Below are 19564 nucleotides of genomic sequence, written 5' to 3' on the forward strand. Positions count from 1 at the left end.
CCGATCGCGGGGTGGTGTTCACGGGCGCGGCGCCGTTCACGTGGGAGGGGTGCGCAGCACGTAGCCGACGCCCCGCAGGGTGTGGATCAGCCGGGGGCTCGAATTGTCGATCTTCCTGCGCAGGACGGACACGTACGACTCGACGATGCCCGCGTCGCCCCGGAAGTCGTAGTCCCACACGTGGTCGAGGATCTGCGCCTTGGACAGCACCCGCCCGGCGTTCGCCATGAAGTAGCGGAGCAGCTTGAACTCGGTGGGCGACAGCGGGATGACCGCGCCGTGCCGCCACACCTCGTGGCTCTCCTCGTCCAGCTCGATGTCGGCGAAGGTCATGCGGGGCGGCGGGGCCATGGGGTCGCCGGCCGTACGGCGGAGGACGGCGCGGATGCGGGCGATCACCTCTTCGAGGCTGAACGGCTTGGTCACGTAGTCGTCGCCGCCGAGCGTGAGACCCCTGATCTTGTCCTCGGTGGCGTCTCTCGCCGTGAGGAAGACCACAGGAGTGTGCGTGCCGCCGCCGCGCAGGCGCCGTACGACATCGAAGCCATCCATGTCGGGCAGCATGACGTCCAGGACGATCAGGTCCGGGCGGCGGCGCTGGGCGGCCTCGACCGCTTGGGCCCCGCTTCCGGCGGGGGTCACCTCGAACCCGGCGAACCGCAGGCTGGCCGCCAGCAGTTCGAGGATGTTCGGGTCGTCCTCGACGACCAGCAGTCGGGCTTCAGGCGAATCGGTCACGCCCCTATAGTGGCCTGATTTCCTTAAGCTGGGATGAAAGAAAGGATGTGGCGGGCGATCGCGAGGCTTGATGTGGCGGCAGGTGACGGGGCGTTGCGCACCAGGATCACCCGGCCGTGCACGTCCACCACGAAGTCGTCGACCAGGCTCCCGTCCCGGGCGACGGCCTGGGCCCGCACCCCACCGGGGGTGCGCACGAGGTCCTGCGCGGTGAGGGTGGGCACGTAGCGGCGGGCGGCCCTGAGGAACGACCTCTTCGCGAGCGAGCCGTAGACCTCGGCGATGCCGGTCCTCCAGTGCGCAGCGGCCATCCGGCGGGTGCCGGGCCAGGCCGCGATCTCACGCAGGTCGCGCGGCGACACCTGGCCCCAGGAGTAGCCCTCGCGGGACAGCGCCAGCACGGCGTTGGGCCCGACCAGTACCTCGCCGTCGATGCGCCGGGTCAGGTGCACCCCGAGGAAGGGATAGCGCGGGTCGGGCACCGGGTAGACGAGCCCGCGTACAAGGTCCTTGGCGGAGCCGGCGAGCTTGTAGTACTCACCCCGGAAGGGGACGATGCGCACGTCGCCCGCGTGCCCGCTCATCGCGGCGACGGCGTCGGACCGCAGCCCGGCGCAGGAGACCAGCCGGTCGAAGGCGAACCGCGTGGTCCCCGCCAGCACCTCCACGCCGCTCGCGGTCTCGCGCAGCGCGCGTACGGGATGCCCGAGCCGTACGGACCCGCCCAGGTCGGCGACGTCGAGGGCGAGGCGGCGGGCGACGGCGGGGAAGTCGACGATCGCCGTGTGCGGGGAGTGGACGGCGCCCACCCCGACCGCGTGCGGCTCGATCTCGCGGAGCCCGAGGGCGTCCAGCTCGGCGATGCCGGGCACGCCGTTCTCCCTGGCCCGGCCGGCGATGCGCTTGAGCCCGGCGCGCTCGGCCGAGGTCGAGGCGATGACCAGCTTGCCGACCTCTTCGTACGGGATGTGGTGCTCCGCGCAGTACTCCCGCAGCAGCGCGACGCCGTCCCGGCAGAGCCTGGCCTTGAGCGAGCCGGGGGTGTAGTAGATGCCGGCGTGGACGACCCCGCTGTTGTGGCCGGTCTGGTGGGCGGCGACGCGGTCCTCCTTGTCGAGAACGGTCACCGTGGCGCCGCGCGACGCCAGCTCCCTGGCCACCGCCAGCCCCAGGATGCCCGCACCGACGACCCCGATTCGCTCACTCACAGAGCGATATCTTCCTCGCTTTGCGCCGGCCGCGCCAGACGGCCGACGCGGCGGGGGGCCAGGTGCCCCGCCTCGGCGAGCCAGCGCAGCGTGTCTGCCACGCTCTCCTGTACGGGCCGGAGGCGCATGTCCAGGGCTTCCAGCGTCGCGGTGTCGTCGACGGGGACCATCGACACGATGATGTCGGCGGCGTCCCGGGTCAGGGGGTAGTCGATGCGCCTGATCCTCTTGAGGCCGTCCAGCATGCTCCCCGCGGCCCTGAGCAGCGGCGCGGGAGCGGGGAAGCGGCGGCACCGACCGCCAGTGACCTCGTCGCACACGTCGGCGAGCTCCGCCCAGCGCAGGAAGTGGCCGCCGAGCAGGAACCGCCTCGGCCCCCTGCCCGGCTCGGCGCAGCGGGTGAGCACGGTGGCGAGGTCGCGCACGTCGATCAGGGCGACGCCGCCCGAGGTGATCGGCCATCCCTGGGTGAGACCGCCGCGCAGGCCCTCGACCATCGAGTCCAGGGTCGGCTGGTGCGGGCCGATGACCGCCGACGGGTAGACGATCGTGACCGGGTGGCCCTCGTCCTGGAGCGCCCGCGCGTACCGTTCCCCCTCGACCTTCGTCCTGCCGTAGGCCGTCCTGGGGGACGCCAGGGGGCTGTCGAGCGTGATGACGGGGTCGCGCGGCGGTACGAAGACCGCGGTCGTGGAGACGTGGACCACCGGGTCGAGGCCCAGCTCGACGGCCTGGCCGAGGACGTTCCTGAGGCCCGTGACGTTGGTGCCCGCCAGGTCTCCGCCGTGCCCCGTCACCCCGACCTCGGCGGCGGTGTGCAGCACGGCCTCCGCGTGTGCGAGCCCCTCCCGTACGGCCCGGGCGTTCCGGATGTCGGCCTCGTAGGTCTCCACCGGGTCGGTGATGCCAAGAGTTGAAAGGACTTTCACCGCCCTTTTGGGGTTGCGAACGAGCAGGACGGGTTCGTGTCCGGCGGCCCGTAACGCGGCCACCGCGTGGCAGCCGACGTATCCGGAGGCCCCGGTGACCACAACGCGCATGAACGCAAGCTAGCGCTCGGCAGACTGCCTGGAAAGAGGCCATAACACCCCACATAGCCATCGAACAGACATTCGATACACTGCCTGGCGTGTACGTTCCGCCCGGGTGGCCATCGGAGGTCCTCCCGCCGGGGAGCCCCGACTGGGAGTCCTCGGCGGTGGCCTGGCTGCTCGACGCCGTGCCCCCCGACTACCGCGCGTACGGAGTGCTCCGGCGCCACCCGCTCGCGCTGGCGCGCATGGCCCGCCACCACGTGAACGCCATGGTCGAGGCCGCGCGCACCGGCTACCGGGGCGCGGCGGTCGACCTCAAGGGGCACCTGCCGCCCCACGCCATCGAGGCAGTTCTTGAGGCCTACCGCCGTGAGGGCCCACGGCTGGTGCGGCTGGCCGCCTCGGTCGAACTGGTCGAGCAGGCCCTCCGCGGCGAGCCCTTCGTCGCCCGCATGGACACCTCAGGGCAAAGAAGACCGCCCAGGTAAAAGCATGGGGCGGGAGGGCCCAAGAGTCTCCGGCCTCCCGCGGTTTCGCGTTTCACCAGGGCATACCTCGACAGGCGCGTCGCATGATCCGCACTGGTGTTCAGGGCGCGTCCTCCTCGCCCCGGCCTCCCGGGGCGCTCATCCGATCGAGGGGAAGTCCATGAATCAACCCCATGCTCTGGCATCCCTGCCACGGCGTGTCCTCCTCCTGGGCGTCACCGCCTCACTCCTCACCATCCCCGCCGCCGGCCTCGGGGCCTCCCCTGCCTCGGCGCACCCGTCTCCCAAGGGCCCGCACACCTCGCCTCCCATCGCCTGCCTGCCGGGCAACGGGGGCTTCGAGGAGCCCCCCGGCGTCGACGGCGCGGGCACGCTGAAGAAGGACGTGCCGAGCTGGCACACCAACTCGGCCGACGGCCTCATCAAGATCTGGGGACGGGGCAACGCGAGCGCGACCGGCGTCGAGATCCCCGCGGACTCGGGCATCCAGTTCGCCGAGCTGAACGGGACACAGGCCTCCACCTTGCACCAGGACCTCACGACCAGGCCCAAGACCCTGCTGGTGTGGCGGCTGGCCCACCGCGCGCGGAGCGCGAGCCCCGAGCAGAAGGACGTCATCCGCGTCAAGATCGGCGCGCCGGGCGCCACCACGGTCCAGGTGCCGCTGGGCCAGACCACGGGCGCCATCGCCGACGGCGGCATGGCCTGGGGTCACTACATGGGCATCTACCGCGTCCCCAAGCGGCAGAAGGTGACCCGTATCTCCATCGAGTCGGTCTCCGCCGCCTCGGGGTCGCCGACCTCCGGCAACCTCCTGGACTCCGTGGAGATCGGCTGCACCGGCGCCTGCCCGAAGGTGAAGTTCACCCGCCGGTCGTGCGACTCGCTGGGGCTCCCGCTGGCGCCCCTTCCCGTCACGCCGCCGGCACCGCCCGGCGGGACCACGCCGCCCGGCGCCGGGGCGGAGCCGATCGTCCTCCCTCCGGCGGAGACGATGACGCGCTGACGGCGCTCAGCCGGCCAAACTGACGGGCCCGCTGACCGGGCTCAGCCGACGGGACTCAGCTGACGGCGGCTCAGCTGACGGCGGCTCAGCTGACGCGGCGGGCGATGGCGGCGATGATGCCGGTGGCACCGAGGGCGACGCCGAGCCACAGGGCGATGACCCCGGCCGGCACCCCTGAGTCGCCGTCGCCCGCGGCGGCGTTCGAGGCCGACGCGTCGGGCACCCCGGCGACCCTGGACGGCGCGGTGCCCGTACGTGTCGGGGTGCCGGTCGCCGTCCTCGCCGCGGCGGCAACCGGGAGCGGCACCAGGTACACGGGGCTGTTGACGCCCTCGGACCCGGTCAGCAGGGCCTTGCCGTCGCGGGTGTAGGTGATCGACTCGGCCTGCTGGAGTGGCGGCATGGAGACCCGGCTGATCAGCTCGCCCGGGGCCCGGTAGAGCGACGCGGAGAAGTACGTGCGGATCACGAAGCTCGACCCGTCGGGGGCGTAGGCGGCGTCCGTCGCCATGATGGGCGCGGGGCCGACCCGGCGCAGGATGTTGACCTTGTCGGTGCGCAGCTTGGCCGGGGCCGCGTAGATCGACCCGGCGAACTCCTTGCTCACGACGTAGAGCCGCCCGGTGACCGGGTGCACCATGATGCCCTCGGCGTTGCGCCCGCCGTCCTTGTACCGGAAGCGGTAGCGGGTCGCCTGGAGGGTCTGGTCGCGCATGGTCTTCGGCTCGGTCACCTTGTAGATGGAGTAGTCGGGCCAGGCGCCGTTGAAGTTGTCCCCGATGTCGGCGAACCACAGGAAGCTCTCGCCGGTCGCCGGGTCGACGGAGGCGGCCATCGCCTCCCAGTCCCTCGCGGCGGCCCCGGCCAGCGTGAACACCGCCAGGGTGCGGCCGTCCGGCCCGACCGCGTAGAACTGCGGGCCGGCGCCGCTGTCGTTGTGGGTGTAGATCACACCCTTGTGCGTGGGCGAGACGGCGAGGCCGCTGGACTCCGAGATCCGCGGGTCCTTGAAGCGGAACAGCAGCCGCTCGTCGCCCTTGCCCGGCTCCTTGCCCTCGCCGTGCGGCCGGACCTGGCCGTGCGCCGCACCCCCGCCGGCGGACGCCGACACGGGACCGGCCATCACCAGCCCGACCGCCGTAAGGATCCCTGCCGCCGCGACCACCCGTCTGCTCCCCATCCGCTCATCATGCCCCGCTCTCGAAGGCACCGCGCCGGAGCCGCACCGGGCCTGGGCTGGACTTGGGGCTCCTCTGGACGGGGCGTCGTGGCCGGAACGGGCCTTCCGCCCAACCCAGGCTGGGCTGGAGTGCACTCCAGGTGCTTAGGGTGAAGACATGGATTACGCATACCTTGGACGCGCCGGTCTCTCCGTGAGCCGCCTCTGCCTGGGCACCATGAACTTCGGCCCCTCGACCTCGGAAGAGGACTCGCACGCCATCATGGACCGGGCCCACGAGCTGGGGATCAACTTCTTCGACACGGCGAACGTCTACGGCTGGAAGAAGGGCGAGGGAGTAACCGAGAAGATCGTCGGGCGGTGGTTCGCCAAGGGCGGTGGACGCCGGGAGAAGACGGTCATCGCCACGAAGCTCAACGGCGCCATGGGCGACTGGCCGAACGAGAAGCACCTCTCCGCCCTGAACATCCGCCGGGCCTGTGACGCCTCGCTCAAGCGGCTGCAGACGGACTACATCGACCTGTACCAGATGCACCACGTCGACAGGAACACCCCGGTCGACGAGATCTGGGAGGCGATGGAGGTCCTCCGCCAGCAGGGCAAGATCATCTACGTCGGGTCGTCCAACTTCGCGGCGTGGCACATCGCCAAGGCGCAGGAGGAGGCCAAGCGGCGCCACTTCCTGGGCCTGGTCTCCGAGCAGTCGCACTACAACCTGCTCACCCGCACCGTGGAGCTGGAAGTCCTGCCGGCCTGCGACGACTACGGGCTCGGGGTGATCCCGTGGAGCCCGCTCGCGGGCGGCCTGCTCGGCGGCGTGCTCCGCAAGATCGACAAGGGGCGTTCCGCCTCGGAGCACATGCTCTCCGAGCTGGAGAAGCACAGGGAGCAGATCGAGCAGTACGAGGCGTTCTGCGATGAGCTGGGCGAGGACCCCGCCAACGTCGCGCTGGCCTGGCTCCTGGAGCAGCAGGCCGTGACCGGCCCGATCATCGGCCCCCGCACCGTCGAGCAGCTCGAAGGCAGCCTCCGCGCGCTGGAGATCGAGCTGGACGAGAAGGCGCTCGCCCGCCTGGAGGAGATCTTCCCCGGCCCCGGCGGCCCGGCTCCCGAGGCGTACGCCTGGTAGAGGCCATGACCGGGGACGCGGAGCCGTGGTTGCTCCCAGCGAGGGCCGCGGCTCCGCCCTCATCGGGCCGGAGCGGCTCTACGAGAGCAGCGCGCCGATCACCACGATGATCACCAGCAGGGCGAGCACCGTGGGCAGCAGCCAGCGACGGGGACGGTCCACGCACAGGAGCCTAGTCGCGTCCTGCCAGTGGCCATGACCCGAGAGTCTCGTAACGCACGGACGGCCCGAGGTGGCTGCGCATCAGGTGCACGGAGTCCGCGCGCCAGGGCGTACCGCCGAAAGAACCCAGCGACTCGACCAGCCCCCGCGCGTCGGTGCCCGTACGGGCGCGGGAGCGGGCGAGGGTGAGATGGGGATGGAACGGCTTCCTGTCGGTGTGGACGGCCCCGGCGCGCTGCGCGCCCGCGGCCAGCGAGGCGGCCAGCCGGGGCAGGGCGGTGCCTCCGCCGGAAAGGCCGAGCCAGACGACCCGGGCGCGGGCGGCGGAGGAGAAGGCGCCCGCTCCCCCGAAGGCCAGCGTCATCGGGGGATAGCGGCCCGCCGCCCGCGCCAGCCGTACCTCAAGGCGCGGCAGCACCTCCTCGGCGACCTCGCCGAGGAACGTCATCGTGACGTGCCAGGTCTCCGGCGCCACCCACCGCAGCTCCGGCCACGCCTCGCTGTGGGAGGCGACGACCCGCGCCACCTCAGCGAGCACCTCCGGGGGAGGCGACAACGCCACGAACAACCGCACCGCGTGTCCTTCCCGCCGCGAACCTGGTGAGCAGGATCGCGAGACCGACGCCCACCAGGCACATCACACCGCAGATCACCACTCCGAGGCGGGGCCCGGCGAGCTCGCCGGCCCACCCGATCAGCGGCGCGCCGATGGGGGCTCCACCCGTGAACACCAGAACATAGATTCCCATGACGCGGCCACGCATCTCGGGTGACGCCGCGAGCTGGACGGCGGAGTTCGCGGCGGTGTTCGTCGTGATCATCGCCATGCCCGCGGGGACCAGCAGGATCAGGAAGATCGGGTACGCGGGCGCGAACCCGGCGGCGATCTGCGCGACGCCGAAGCAGACGCCCCCGCCGACCAGCAGGCGGCGTGTCGGGCGCGCCCGGCGGGCGGCGAGCAGTGCCCCGCCCAGTGCCCCGACCGCGAACACGCTGGACGCCACGCCGAACGACGACGCGTCCTGGCCGAACACCTGCTTGGCCATCAGTGCGATGCTCATCGAGAAGCTGGTCGCGAACATCGCCGCGAACGCCACGAGCAGGATCGGCATCAGCAGCTCGGGGCGCTGCCACACGTACCGCAGGCCCTCGCGCAGCTGTCCCTTGGCCCGGGCCAGCGGCTCCGGGGTGCGCAGCTCCGACGAGCGCATCAGGAACAGACCGGTGATCACGGCCGCGAACGACACCGCGTTCAGCAGGAAGATCGGACCGGTGCCGCCCAGGGCGTAGATCAGCAGGCCGGCGACGGCGGGGCCGACGACGCGCGCGAGGTTGAAGGTGGAGCTGTTCAGGGCGATCGCGTTGGACAGGTCGGAACGGCCGACCATCTCGACGACGAACGACTGACGCGTGGGCACCTCGACGCACGCGACCAGCCCGAGCATGAACGCCATCACGTAGACGTGCCACGTCTGGGCGTGCCCGGTGACCGTCAGCAGGCCCATCGTGAGCGCGAGCAGGCCCATGAGCGACTGGGCGCCCATGAGCAGCGGCCTCTTCGGGTACCGGTCGGCCAGCATGCCGCCCCAGAGGCCGAACAGGACCACCGGCAGGAACTGCAGGGCGGTCGTGATGCCGAGGGCGGCCGAGCTGCCATGGGTGAGCTCCAGGACCAGCCAGTCCTGGGCGGTGCGTTGCATCCAGGTGCCGACGTTCGACACGACGCTGCCGGAGACGAACAGGCGATAGTTGTAGTTGCGCAACGAGCGGAACATCCCGCCGCCCGACCGGGCGGCCGGCGCCTCCTCGGCCTGCACGCCCCTGGTCTCGTCGGCCTGCACCTCACGGAGCTCGGCCTCCTCGATCTCCGCCAGCGCTTCCACGGCTCGCGCCACGGGTTCGGGAGGGTCTCCGGCGTCCTCGTCCACAGCCTGTGGACGGGTCACATCTGGGAAAGCTTCTCCAGGATCGGCGCCGCCGCCCGCAGCGTCGACCGCTCCTCGGGAGTCAGCTCCTTCAACCGCTGGGCGAGCCACGCCTCCTTGCCCCGGCGCTCCTCCTTCAGGAGCCCTCGGCCGTGCTCCGTCACGCTGACGGTCACCTGGCGCCTGTCGGTCGGGTGCGGGGTACGGGCGAGCAGCCCCCGCTCCGCCAGCGCGGCGATCACCCGGGTCATCGAGGGGGGTTGCATCTTTTCCAGCTCGGCCAATTCGCCAGGGGTTATCCCTGAGTGCCGTTCGACGGCGGCGAGCGTCGCGAGCTGGGTGGGGGTCAGTGTGTGGGCTCCGGCCTGTCGCCGCAGCCGTCTGGTCAGCCGCGCCAGGGAGACGCGCAGCGCGGACGCCAGCCCGGCGTCGCTGCGTAGGTCCGACAGGCGCCCCGTCTTTGGAGTGTTCGTTAGCATGAGTCATTACCTTTGCTAACTATATAGGACATGTCATGATTCCAGATGGCTCGATGTTTTTCTCGGCGTACGACCTTCTCTGACATGCCGAACGTGCGCGACCCCCGAGACGTTCGCGCACAGCACGTAAGATCCGCGTACACACCCCGCGAGGCCTCGCGGGTCAGGCGTGCGTCTCCGACAGCTCGCCGGCCGTGCCGGCGTCCACGGGCGAACGCATGGTGCGCACCTCGCGCGACAGCAGGGTGAGCGCGGACGCCGCCACGATCAGCGCCGCCGCGCCGTACTGCGTGGCCGAGAGCCCGACCTTCGCGGCGATCGGCCCCGCGACCAGCGCGCCGAGCGGCATGGCCATGACGGAGCCGAACGCGTCGTATGCCGAGACGCGGGCCAGCTTGCCCGGCGCCACGTTGCGGGTCAGTGCGACACTCCACTGGACCATCATGATCTCCATGATCACCCCGAGGAACACCGCGGCCAGGCAGAGCGCGGGAAGGGGCCAGTGCATGGCGAGCGACAGCGGCGAGATCGCCATGGCGGCGCCGATGCAGACCACGAACAGCATGGGCCTGCTCGGGGTGAAGCGCAGGGAGAGCACACCCCCGATGATCAGGCCGAGGGCCTCCGCCGAGGCGATCGCGCCCCATGCGGCCGCACCGCCGAGATGGGCCTTGGCCACCGCGGGGCCGAGCACCTGGAAGCCCCCGTACCAGGCCATCATGATGACGCAGAACTGGGCGACGATCGCCCACAGCCAGGTGTGGGAGACGAACTCCGACCAGCCGTCGCGCAGCTCCCCGAGCATGCCGGCGTCGCGAGCCCGCTCGTGGCCGGTCACCCGGATGGCGAGCAGCATGGGGATCGTGCCGAGCAGGCCGACGCCGCAGACGGACAGGGCCCATCCCGGCCCGACGGCCGCGACGACCACTCCGGCGACGGCGGCCCCGCCCATCTGGGCGCCGTTCATCGCGAGCCTGCTGAGGGCGTTTGCCTGCTGGAGCAGCGTGTCAGGCACGATCTTGGGCAGCAGGGCCTGCGACGCAGGCCAGAAGACGGCCATGCCCACGCCGGTCAGCGTCTCCAGCACGATCATCTGCCACATGACGGCCTGACCGGTGAGCACCAGGATCCCGAGGGTGCCCTCACCCACCGCGATCATGATGTTGGCCGCGACGATGACCCGCTGCGGGGGGATGCGGTCGGCGATGACCCCGCTGATCAGCGTGAACACCAGCGACGGCGCGATCTGCGCCGCCAGCACGTACGACAGGTCGGCGGTGGACCCGGTGATGTCCAGCACCGCGAACGACACGCCGACCAGCGAGAACGCGAACGCGGCCGGTGCGAGCAGGCGATCGGCGAGCAACAGCCGGAAGTCGCGGATGGCGAGCACCGGGAAGCGGCGGGCTAGGGCGCGCCACAGCATGACTATCTTCCGATCGAACGCGGGGCAGAGGACTTCGACGGTAGTGAGGCGGCCCCCGAACAGGCAATCCGTTTTCCGGCCGCCCTCATCCGAGCTGGGCGGCCTGGAGTCCCGAGTAGAGGCCGCGCCGCCGGACCAGCTCGTCGTGCGTGCCGGCCTCGGCGACGCGGCCGTCCTCCATGACGACGATGCGGTCCGCCGTACGGATGGTCGACAGGCGGTGGGCCACCACGAAGACCGTGCGACCGGCGACCAGCCGCGCCAGCGCCTGCTGGATGAGCGCCTCGGACCTGGTGTCAAGTGCGGACGTCGCCTCGTCGAGGATGAGCACCCGGGGGTCGCGGATGAGCGCGCGGGCGATCGCGAGGCGCTGCTTCTGCCCCCCGGACAGCCGCGCGCCGCGCTCGCCCACCACCGTGTCGAGCCCGTCGGGAAGCCGGTCGACGAACTCCAGCGCGTTGGCGTCCCGCAGGGCGATCCTGAGCGTCTCGTCGGAGACGTCCCGCATGCCGTACAGGACGTTGTCCCGGATGCTCCCCTCGAACAGGATCGACTCCTGGGGCACGACCGAGACGAACCGGCGGTAGGTGCGCAGGTCGAGCGTCTCCATGTCGCGGCCGTCCAGCAGGATGCGTCCCGAGGTGGGCCGCAGGAAGCCGATGACCAGGTTGAGTATGGTCGACTTGCCCGCGCCCGAGGCCCCGACGAGCGCCACGGTCTCACCCGGCGAAACGGTCAGGTTGAAGTCGCAGACCGCCTGCCGGTTCCCCTCGTACGCGTAGGCCACGTCCTGGAACTCCACCACGCCGCGGACGGAGTCGATCTCGGCCTTGCCCGCGTTGTTCTCCAGGTCGGGCGCCTGGAGGACCTCGCCGATGGACCGTACGGCCTCCAGGCCCTTGCTGATCACCGGGGTCAGGCTCATCAGCGTGGTCACCGAGGAGGTCAGCGTCGCGAAGAACGTGCTCAGCATCACCACGTCGCCCGGGGTGATGGGCAGAACCTGGTAGTACGCGACCCACGCCGACGTGGCGAGGAAGCCGACGCCGAGGGCGTTGAGGGTGATCCACGCCAGCGCGCCGAACCGCCCGTTGAGCAGGTCCAGCCGCAGGCCCGTGCGGAGCACCTTGGACAGCGTCCCGTCGACCCGGTTGAGCGCGTCCTGCTCCAGGCCGTGCGCGCGGGTGATCGGAATGAGGTGGGTCATCTCGGTCACCCGCGAGGAGAGCTGCTCCACCTCCTGGCGGAAGCTCTCGTTGTTGGTGCGCAGCCGGTCCCGCATCCGCATCACGAGGAGGGCCGCCGCCGGGACGACGAGGAGGAAGACCGGCAGCGCGGCCGGCACCCGCACGGCGATCACGACCAGCCCGCCGCCGAGCATCCACAGCGCCGCCAGGCCCTGGTCGCCCGCCTGCTGGAGCATCTGCTCGACGCTCTCCACATCGCGGATGACCTTGGTCTGGAGCACCCCGGCGCTGACGCGGGAGTGGTAGCCGATGGAGAGCTGCTGCATGCGGCGGCACAGCGACGACCGCAGGCTCGTCCCCATCCGGCGGATCGCCCCGCTGAGGTGGCGGACGTAGGCGAGGTGGAACGGGTAGTTCAGGATCAGGAGCACGAGCAGGACGCCGGTGTTGACCCACAGCTGCCAGATGGGCAGGTGCCCCACCACGACATCGATGATGTTCGCGGTGATCAGCGGCAGCAGCCATGTCGGGCTGTGCTTGACCATGAACGCGCCGCACGCGATCGCGATGCTGTTCCGGTCCTCGCGGAACAGGTACGCCAGCGTCCGCAGAGGATGCTCGCCCCGATAGCGATGATCCAGGGCACCGTGCACGACGGCCACCTGAGCACCCCTCCCCGATACGTGATCACAAACCAGGACAAATCATCGCAGACCCTGGTGAACAATCGGGGTGCCAGGCTGGTTCATGCCGCCGTCTCCGCTCGGTACGGCTCGCGCCCGCCGAACAGCGCCCCTGCGCGGACGGCTTCGCTCAGGCGAGGTAGGCGAAGATGAGGCGCATGTCGTGTTCGAGGGCGTTCGCCAGCTTGCCGTCGTTGATCTGGTCCTTGGAGTAGTGCGCCTTGCCGTTGCGCACCTTGCCGTCGGCGTCGAGCAGGGTGCTCGTGAGGCGGAAGGAGCCGTTGCCGGCGACCTCATAGAACACGTGGTTCTTTCCCGCCCTGTCCACCGTCAGGTGACAGTAGGTCCAGTTCAGGCTGTCATTGGACGACGAGGGCGGCTTCGTGATGGTGATGTGGGCCGTGTAGTCCTCGCCGTCCTGGGTGAACACGAAGCCTTCGAGGTACACCCACGCCCCGTCCTGCTTCCTGCCGTAGTTGGATCCCGGGACACCGAATGTGATGGAGTTCAGTCCCAGACCCGCGGTGTTGATCGTCGCCCATCTCGTGAGCGTCACGCTGATGTCCGGCATCGCCGTGCTCCCCTCCCTCGGCCGCGCTCCGTCACGCGGGCTGTGCTCAAGTCTCGAAGGCGGCGATGGCACACCGATTGTCATCAAATTGCACCGCAGTGTGACCGGGGTGGCGCCGATCGAGGAGGAAGGCGCCAGTGGGCCCAGACGGTCTTGCCTTGGGTGCCGGGGAGCTGGGTGACACCCGATTGGTGGGCGAGGGCTTCGACGATGGTCAGGCCGCGGCCGTGAACGGCTTCGAGGCTGAGGTGGAGGTGGCGGGGCTGTTCGGGGCCGTGATCGGTGACCTGGAGGTGGAGCTCGCCGGTCCCGGCGCTCATGGTGAGCCGTACCGGGGGTTCGCCGTAGGTGATCGCGTTGGCGAGAAGCTCGCCTGCCACCAGGATGACGTCGTCGGCGAGATGCCGGAGGGCCCAGGCGGTGAGGATCTCGTTGACCATGCCCCGGGTCTTGCCGACCATCGACAGATCGTGGGGCACGTCCCAGCAGACGCGACGCGAGCCGTCCGGCATGTTGAGCATGGTCACTCCTCGGGGGTGGGTGTGTACGGGCGGGTGCGGCCAGCCACGGCGACTCTGCGGAGCCGTGCCGGCGTTCACCGCACCGCCGTCACGTGCGGTGAAGTCGGCGTCGTGTACGGCGGGTGACCTCGGCGCACGTAGATGGATCGCGACCACGAACGGGGGGTTCACCGCACCGCCGTCACGTGTCGTGTACGGCGCCGGGTCGGCGAGTCGTTGGGCGGTGAAGTCGGCGCCGGTGTACGGCGGGCGACCCGGCGCACGTAGGTGGATCGCGACCACGAACCGGCTTTCCAACCGGTGACAAGCCGGTATCCGCGAGATACGCCGATCACCCATGAGGGCTACACCTCCTTGCGACTCGACCTTCATTTCTCACCCCTCTTATCCGGACATATCCGGTGATTCTTGTGATGGCAACAGAGGCGCACTTCGATGGGTAGGCGCAAGCTCCTCGTACGGATTCACGATTTCCCGAATCCCCTCACAGGGTGCCTTCACCCGGCTACGTTTTGAAGCGAAATCCCAGGCACACCACTGAGACAGTTTGTGTCTTGGGTGTGCCATTTCCGTGGCCGCGCAGTCTTCCCTCGCCGGACGGAGCCGAAATGTCCATGTTGTTGGAGCACGACCCAGCCGAGAAGCCCCTAGCCGTTTTCGGTGCCGAGCTTCGCGAGCGCCGCAGACGGGCCGATGTCACCCAAGGGCGACTGGCCGAAATAACGCAGTTCAGCCGGAGTCTGCTGGGCTTCGTCGAACGAGGCGAGCGCACGCCCAGCCGTAACCTGGCACAACGGTGCGACGACGCCCTAGAGGCAGGAGGGGAGATCGTCCGCCTGTGGGCACAGCTCACCCGCGACGCAAGTCCTCGGTGGTTCCGTGGATGGCTCGACATAGAACAGGAGGCTCACACGCTCCACACGTGGGAACCGTTGGTCATTCCAGGTCTGCTCCAGACCGAAGAGTACGCGCGAATGGTCATTCGCGGCGAAGCCGGAATAACCGCCGCGCAGGTCGAGAAGGCTGTGGTCACTCGTTTGGAACGCCAGGAAATATTCATTCGCGACTCCCCGCCGATGCTCTGGGCTGTGATAGATCAGGGAGTGCTGGCGCGGCCGATCGGCGGCAAAGAGGTCATGCGACGCCAGGTCCAGCGACTTCTGGAAGCGGCCGAGTCCCCGCATATCGGCATCCAAGTCGTGCCTACAGCTCTCGGCGTCACTACGGGGCTGCTGGGAGGATTCGTCATCGCGCAGCTTCCGGATAGTCCGGATACCGTGTACATCGAATCCGCGACTCATGGGCACGTGTCAAACCGGCCTGAAGACGTCAAAATGGTTCAGAGCAGCTACGACACCGTACGAGCTCAGGCACAGCCGCACTCTGTGTCGATCGACTTGATCAGGGAGGCCGAGAAGCTATGGACCTGAGTGACGAGCTGCAGAACGCGGCCTGGCGCAAGGCCGCCAAGAGCGGGCCCAACCAGGGAAACTGCCTGGAGGTCGCGCCGCTGTCCGGTGGTCGGGTGGGGTTGCGGGACACCGAGGCTCCCGAGCGCGCGCCCTTCGTGGTGAGCGCCGGCGTCTGGGACGCCTTCATCGACGGCGCGAAGAAGGGCGAGTTCGACTTCTGACCCCGACCCTCGGAAGCACGGGAAGCCCTCGGCCGCAGCCGAGGGCTTCCCGGTGTGCGAACGAGACCTCTGCGGCAGGCCAGTCGCCGGCCTGTGGGACAGCACCATTGCCTTGCGACCCGGTCGGCCCTCTCGACTGTTTCGACGTCTCCTCTTGATCTGACGAAGTAAGTTCTTTTCGATCTCTGGAACGCTAGAGGTCACGCCCCTGTTCGGCGGCAGGGTTGTCTGCGGGACACTGATGCCGACACGCAGGCACCTCGCGTGGTGAGCGCCGACGTCTGGGACGCCGCCATCAGCCCCCTGCCTCTGACAGGTATGGGGCGTCGCTTCAATCCCGATTTTGCGAGCTTTGCCAGATCAGAGCGCAAAGGGATGACCCCGGGGATCCTTAATTCTGGACGTTGCAGAGAAATTGACGCTGCTATGGTGTATTAATAGTCACGTCGATATCCGTGCACTCAGCGGGGTCACCCGAGCGGAGGGAACGACCAATGGCAGATCGAAGCCGGATCGAATGGACCGAGGTCACATGGAACCCGACGACCGGATGCGATCGCGTTTCGGCCGGTTGTGATAATTGTTATGCACTTACGCTTGCAAAGCGGCTTAAAGCCATGGGCGCCGCGAAGTACCAGCATGATGGCGATCCTCGCACTAGCGGACCGGGCTTCGGGGTGACCATGCATGAAGACACGTTGGCAACGCCACTACGCTGGCGTGAACCGCGACTCGTTTTCGTGAACTCCATGAGCGACCTGTTCCATGCGCGTGTCCCCATCGCCTTCGTCCGCCAAGTCTTCGACGTCATGGCAGCAACGCCTCAGCACACCTACCAAGTGCTGACAAAGCGTGCCACTCGGCTCGCGCGCATCGCCCACCAGCTCCCGTGGCCGGACAATGTCTGGATGGGAGTCAGCGTCGAGAACCAGCAGGTGATAGCGCGAGTCGACTCTCTACGGCGGGTGCCAGCCGCCGTACGGTTCATATCCGCGGAGCCACTTCTAGGCTCGTTGAGCGGTCTCGACCTCACGGAAATCTACTGGTTGATCGCCGGTGGCGAGAGCGGTTCCGGTGCCCGGCGTGTCGATCCCGATTGGGTACGCGAACTCCGCGATCGGTGTCTTCAGGACGACGTCGCCTTCTTCTTCAAGCAATGGGGGGGGAGGACCCCAAAGGCCGGTGGACGCATGCTGGACGGACGCACCTGGGATGAGATGCCATCACGCCGCCCAGCCGCCCCACACTCCGCTCGCCCTATGACGGCTTAGATCGAGTGATCATCTCCAGGTGAAAGTCACCTTTGCCGCTATTATCAATGACTCCAGCGCCGTTCAGGCGCTTCACCGCATTTCTGATATGTGGTATCCAGGCTGATCCAAGGGTGGTGCCATAAACGTCCGCCACATGGTCGGCGATGCGGAACGTTCCATGTTGGGCCAGCAACTTCTGAAGATTGTTTTCGATCGCCGCGATCCACTTCGGTTCCTGATCCTTCTGGTGTCTTGCGCGATCGAAGACCGGCGGCTCTCCTTCGTCGTCGAAGATCGATGTCTGCCCGAAGGCTTCGCGCTTTCGGCGTTCTCTGGCCGCTATGTCGTTTCGCCATGCCTCGTGCCAGTCCATACCCGACTTCCCTAGGGCGTCAGCGAAGTGCCACTTGCCTTCCACGTGGGTGGTGAACAGGACGAGAACGTACCTTGGCTGGTTGTCGGGGTGCGGTCGGACAGGCATGCTCACGGATCCGAAGCCGGACTCGTTCTCGATGATCTCGCGGTATCTGTCACTCACGGTGAGGGCCGCGTCGGTAGCGCTGCCGAGGTCTTCGGCGTCCGCAACGCTCGCGAAATATGGCTGCCACCAGACTCCGCCGAGGAAGCGGTTCAGTCGTTCGATCTTCTTCACGTCTTCCGCCGGCGGGCTTTCCTGGTCACGCATCTGCCTGACAGCAGGCCCGAGCCGCGCCACCGCGCTGACGCTGAAGTGGAGGAGAACCTCCGTCGGCGCGGAATCCTTCCTCAGGAGGATCTGACCGAGCTGTTCACGGTCGAGTGCCGTTCCGAATGGGTCGAGGAACACGAAAAGCGCCGCCTCACGCGCCTGGGAGAGCACCTCAGGCAGGCGCTCTCCCAGGTCACCTTGAAGGGTCGCATGCTGGAGCCCACGCCCCTCTTCGGCAAGCAGGCGCGTCAGATGGGCGTAGTGCAGGGGATTCTTCTCCACGAAAATCCCTGTGACGTTTCGGTATTTTCTGACGAAGTCCGCAGCTTGCGCGAGGAGCAGCGGCGATCCGGGGGAACCGTCGTCGTACCGCCCCCGACCGGCGTAGCCGTCCACGAACACCACTCGATGGTCTTTTACTTTGAACCCGGCCTTCGAGGCAAACACCGGCGGATATCGCTTCAGGATGCCGTGCTTGAACACAGCTGCAGCGCGCTTTTCTCGGAAGAAGTCCTCATTTGAGGTCATTTGCCGTGATCCTGTCGACGCGGGGGAAGAGACGTCTCGCACCATGACGAATACACGGCACACTCAAGTTTCGACAAGGGTGACACGCAAAGATCGGCCTCGCCGCTTCCCTTAACAGGTAGCGGACATCCGATATCAGTGCAAATTGTGACTTTTAATCTGAGATAGCAGTTGTCGCTATAGATCAATGATCTTTCGGCGGAGAGCTTTGTCAAGATCCGCAGCACTGCGGGTGCCAATCCACCCCTCGCGCCCGCTATCGGTCAAGGACGCGGTGACCTGACGCTAGTTGCCGACCACGCCTTCCTGGGGTGCGGGTGGAGCCGCCTGCCCTGGGGCCTGGGACGGCCGGGGGACGTACAGCCAGGCCGGGCGGTCGAACTTCTTCACCCGCGCCCGGACCTTCGTGAAGCGGGACGGATCCAGGCTCGTCCGCCCTTCCTCCACGTACCTGCTGAACGCCTCCGACGAGATGATCGCCGCGACGAAGGTGACGTCGGGGTCGCTGTCGCACAGCGCGTCTATCAGCGGCTCGCAGTTGAGCAGCCGGTGGATGTCGTTCACCGCCCTCGCGATGCCCGTCGTGACCGAGCCGTCCTCCTCCAGCGACCCCACATGCACGGCCGCCCGCAGCCGCAACCGGGGGCCATGGTCCTGCTCGAAGACCCTCTGGTCGGTGCGCGCCAGCTCGTCCTGCAGGTTGTCGAGGAAAGGGTGCACGAGCAGGGGAAGCGTCTCCACGGGGAGCAGGGCGACCAGCTCGTCCCCCGGCCTCTGCAACAGCGACACCGACTCCCACGGCTCGCTCAGCGAGCTGCGCTCACAGGCGTTCGTCAGGGCCGTGTGGATCTCGTGGTGGATGAACGGAAGCAGGGCATCTGGCTGCCGGCCGTAACCCGACGCGTCCACCGTCAGAAGCGCGCGGTACGGGCTCATCTCGGACATTGAAGATCCTCCTGTCATCTGGGGCACACTGTGCGATACCGAATGGCAGCCATCTGTCGGAAACCAGACATTGGCCCGATTTGGGAATGCAAGCGTCACCCACCGGCAAGCTCGCGGAGCGCACGGACATCGGTGACGACGATCCGGCGCCTCGCCGTGACGATCAAACCCTGTTCTCTCAGCCGCGCGAGCTCGGCCGCGACCGTACTGCGGGACAGCCCGGTCGCCTGCCCCAGCTCGGTCTGGTCGAGGCCCACGTCCACCGAGACGCGGGCGTCCGTCAGCGGAACGCCGAGCCTCATCAGAGCGTGCACGATGCGCTGCCCGGCGGGCAACGCCGCCAGCTCGGCGCGCAGCTCCTCCCCCTCACGTATCCGCCTCATGGCATGGCGCAGCAGCTCGCCCTCCAGCCCGAGCGAACGGACGAGCCCGACGAACCGGGCCGCCGGAATCGACCGCGTCCCGCACCTGTCTATCGCCGTCACCGTGGCCGAACGGTCGTCGTCGCCGAGGACCGCCATCTCGCCGAGCAGCTCGCCCGGGCCGCGTACGGCGAGCACCAGCACGGTGCCGTCGGCGGCCACCCTGGACACCCGGACGCGACCGGCAAGGAGCAGCAGCACATGCGTCGCCGTGTCACCCTGGCGAAGCACCGTCGAACCCGGCTCGTACGTCCGCGGCGCACCCGCCGAGACCAGACTCCCCCACGCCTCCGGGGAGACGACCCCGGCGAGACCATCCACCACCTCATCTTGTGCGGGCACACGGTACCCGGCAACA

The 19564-nt window shown here is 68.6% G+C and carries 20 protein-coding genes; 6 read left to right on the plus strand and 14 right to left on the minus strand.

The genetic code is table 11. The annotated features are described in order from the left end of the window. Window positions 1-36 precede the first annotated feature (36 nt). The 3 genes from ACOZ38_RS42570 to ACOZ38_RS42580 are packed head-to-tail and all read right to left on the minus strand — an operon-like array spanning window position 37 to window position 2986. Window positions 37-738 (minus strand): response regulator transcription factor, encoded by a 702-nt coding sequence (locus tag ACOZ38_RS42570; protein WP_424536517.1) that lies wholly within the window; start codon window positions 736-738, stop codon window positions 37-39. A 23-nt stretch (window positions 739-761) separates the two neighbouring features. Further along, complete coding sequence (gene lhgO, locus ACOZ38_RS42575; protein ID WP_424536518.1) at window positions 762-1946, minus strand: L-2-hydroxyglutarate oxidase; 1185 nt, start codon at window positions 1944-1946, stop codon at window positions 762-764. Then, window positions 1943-2986, minus strand: coding sequence for an NAD-dependent epimerase/dehydratase family protein (locus tag ACOZ38_RS42580; RefSeq protein ID WP_424536519.1), 1044 nt, complete (start codon window positions 2984-2986; stop codon window positions 1943-1945). The genes lhgO and ACOZ38_RS42580 overlap by 4 nt, the downstream gene beginning before the upstream one ends. A gap of 89 nt (window positions 2987-3075) precedes the next feature. Between ACOZ38_RS42580 and ACOZ38_RS42585 the strand changes: the two genes are divergently transcribed. Further along, entirely contained in the window at window positions 3076-3468 is a 393-nt protein-coding gene (locus tag ACOZ38_RS42585; protein ID WP_405142198.1) for a hypothetical protein, read from the plus strand. A 160-nt stretch (window positions 3469-3628) separates the two neighbouring features. Continuing rightward, complete coding sequence (locus ACOZ38_RS42590) at window positions 3629-4474, plus strand: hypothetical protein (RefSeq protein ID WP_424536520.1); 846 nt, start codon at window positions 3629-3631, stop codon at window positions 4472-4474. Between the two features lie 85 nt (window positions 4475-4559). Here ACOZ38_RS42590 and ACOZ38_RS42595 read toward each other — a convergent pair whose 3' ends face one another. Next, entirely contained in the window at window positions 4560-5654 is a 1095-nt protein-coding gene (locus tag ACOZ38_RS42595) for a hypothetical protein (RefSeq protein WP_424536521.1), read from the minus strand. 157 nt (window positions 5655-5811) lie between these two features. Between ACOZ38_RS42595 and ACOZ38_RS42600 the strand changes: the two genes are divergently transcribed. After that, on the plus strand, window positions 5812-6783 hold the full coding sequence (locus ACOZ38_RS42600; RefSeq protein ID WP_424536522.1) for an aldo/keto reductase: 972 nt from the start codon (window positions 5812-5814) through the stop codon (window positions 6781-6783). Window positions 6784-6955: 172 nt separating this feature from the next. On the opposite strand, the gene thpR is transcribed toward ACOZ38_RS42600, so the two are convergent. The 7 genes from thpR to ACOZ38_RS42635 form a co-directional block, all read right to left on the minus strand. Continuing rightward, window positions 6956-7519, minus strand: a complete 564-nt coding sequence (gene thpR / locus ACOZ38_RS42605; RefSeq protein ID WP_424536523.1) for an RNA 2',3'-cyclic phosphodiesterase — start codon at window positions 7517-7519, stop codon at window positions 6956-6958. Then, window positions 7473-8891, minus strand: a complete 1419-nt coding sequence (locus ACOZ38_RS42610; RefSeq protein ID WP_424536524.1) for an MFS transporter — start codon at window positions 8889-8891, stop codon at window positions 7473-7475. The genes thpR and ACOZ38_RS42610 overlap by 47 nt, the downstream gene beginning before the upstream one ends. Then, on the minus strand, window positions 8888-9349 hold the full coding sequence (locus tag ACOZ38_RS42615) for a MarR family winged helix-turn-helix transcriptional regulator (RefSeq protein WP_405142206.1): 462 nt from the start codon (window positions 9347-9349) through the stop codon (window positions 8888-8890). The genes ACOZ38_RS42610 and ACOZ38_RS42615 overlap by 4 nt, the downstream gene beginning before the upstream one ends. A gap of 163 nt (window positions 9350-9512) precedes the next feature. Beyond that, window positions 9513-10775 (minus strand): MFS transporter, encoded by a 1263-nt coding sequence (locus tag ACOZ38_RS42620; RefSeq protein ID WP_424536525.1) that lies wholly within the window; start codon window positions 10773-10775, stop codon window positions 9513-9515. Between the two features lie 85 nt (window positions 10776-10860). Then, a complete protein-coding gene (locus ACOZ38_RS42625) occupies window positions 10861-12624 on the minus strand; it encodes an ABC transporter ATP-binding protein (RefSeq protein WP_424536526.1) in 1764 nt (587 codons plus the stop codon). Between the two features lie 151 nt (window positions 12625-12775). Continuing rightward, window positions 12776-13216, minus strand: coding sequence for a hypothetical protein (locus ACOZ38_RS42630; RefSeq protein WP_424536527.1), 441 nt, complete (start codon window positions 13214-13216; stop codon window positions 12776-12778). A gap of 83 nt (window positions 13217-13299) precedes the next feature. Then, window positions 13300-14076 carry an ATP-binding protein gene (locus ACOZ38_RS42635; protein ID WP_424536528.1) on the minus strand — a complete coding sequence of 259 codons (777 nt, stop codon included), beginning with the start codon at window positions 14074-14076 and terminating at the stop codon, window positions 13300-13302. Between the two features lie 269 nt (window positions 14077-14345). Here ACOZ38_RS42635 and ACOZ38_RS42640 point away from each other — a divergent pair, with 269 nt between their 5' ends. The 3 genes from ACOZ38_RS42640 to ACOZ38_RS42650 all read left to right on the plus strand — a co-directional run bounded on the left by ACOZ38_RS42640 (window position 14346) and on the right by ACOZ38_RS42650 (window position 16641). After that, a complete protein-coding gene (locus ACOZ38_RS42640) occupies window positions 14346-15167 on the plus strand; it encodes a Scr1 family TA system antitoxin-like transcriptional regulator (protein WP_405142212.1) in 822 nt (273 codons plus the stop codon). Continuing rightward, window positions 15158-15370 carry a DUF397 domain-containing protein gene (locus ACOZ38_RS42645; protein ID WP_424536529.1) on the plus strand — a complete coding sequence of 71 codons (213 nt, stop codon included), beginning with the start codon at window positions 15158-15160 and terminating at the stop codon, window positions 15368-15370. Before ACOZ38_RS42640 ends, ACOZ38_RS42645 begins: the two co-directional genes overlap by 10 nt. Before the next feature lie 494 nt (window positions 15371-15864). Next, the gene (locus ACOZ38_RS42650) at window positions 15865-16641 is read left to right on the plus strand and encodes a DUF5131 family protein (RefSeq protein WP_424536530.1); all 777 of its coding nucleotides are present in this window, start codon (window positions 15865-15867) and stop codon (window positions 16639-16641) included. Here ACOZ38_RS42650 and tcmP read toward each other — a convergent pair. The 3 genes from tcmP to ACOZ38_RS42665 all read right to left on the minus strand — a co-directional run bounded on the left by tcmP (window position 16628) and on the right by ACOZ38_RS42665 (window position 19527). After that, on the minus strand, window positions 16628-17839 hold the full coding sequence (gene tcmP / locus ACOZ38_RS42655; protein ID WP_424536531.1) for a three-Cys-motif partner protein TcmP: 1212 nt from the start codon (window positions 17837-17839) through the stop codon (window positions 16628-16630). The two genes, ACOZ38_RS42650 and tcmP, sit on opposite strands and share 14 nt — an antisense overlap. Before the next feature lie 285 nt (window positions 17840-18124). Further along, window positions 18125-18784: a hypothetical protein gene (locus ACOZ38_RS42660; protein ID WP_424536532.1), complete on the minus strand. Its 660-nt coding sequence runs from the start codon at window positions 18782-18784 to the stop codon at window positions 18125-18127. 95 nt (window positions 18785-18879) lie between these two features. Beyond that, the gene (locus tag ACOZ38_RS42665; RefSeq protein WP_424536533.1) at window positions 18880-19527 is read right to left on the minus strand and encodes a Crp/Fnr family transcriptional regulator; all 648 of its coding nucleotides are present in this window, start codon (window positions 19525-19527) and stop codon (window positions 18880-18882) included. Between the last annotated feature and the right edge of the window lie 37 nt (window positions 19528-19564).

Origin of the sequence: Sphaerisporangium viridialbum, from assembly GCF_049674955.1 — a bacterium.
Classification (GTDB): domain Bacteria; phylum Actinomycetota; class Actinomycetes; order Streptosporangiales; family Streptosporangiaceae; genus Sphaerisporangium; species Sphaerisporangium viridialbum.